This window comes from Bifidobacterium sp. UBA744, from assembly GCA_002298605.1.
In the GTDB taxonomy this organism is placed as follows: Bacteria; Actinomycetota; Actinomycetes; order Actinomycetales; family Bifidobacteriaceae; genus Bifidobacterium.
Map to the genome: position 1 here is coordinate 1 of DBKS01000064.1, position 435 is coordinate 435.

Below are 435 nucleotides of genomic sequence, written 5' to 3' on the forward strand. Positions count from 1 at the left end.
ATCGGCATCATGGCGGCCTTCTGGGTGCCGAACTGCGCCTGATACTGCACCTTGTTGGCGGTGGAGGTGTTGTAGTCGACCGTCAGCTTCTCATCCTGGGCCTTGAGGAAGATGTTGGTGTAGTTATCCTTCATGTAGCTGTAATCGCCGGAAAGGAAGTTCTTCTTGGCGCCATCGGAATCAGAGGCGGACTGCGCGGTAGTAAAGGACTGGAAGACAGACTGCCAATTGTGGTGATAGGTCGGGTAGACGGAGTTGGCGTCGTAGCCGGCCGCGGGCAGCTTTTCCTTGAGCTCTTCGGCGGCCTTGATGTAGTCGTCCCAGGTCCAGGTACCATCCGGAATGGCCACGCCGGCCTTCTCGAACATGGTCTTGTTGTAGAACAACACCCAGGAGTCCTGACGGTACGGCATCGCGTAGTACTTGCCATCGATG

The 435-nt window shown here is 56.8% G+C and carries 1 protein-coding gene; it reads right to left on the reverse strand.

Annotated elements, in window-relative coordinates:
- The coding region (locus tag B2994_RS07510; protein WP_291527758.1) for an extracellular solute-binding protein at nucleotides 1-435 on the reverse strand (435 nt) is incomplete at both ends.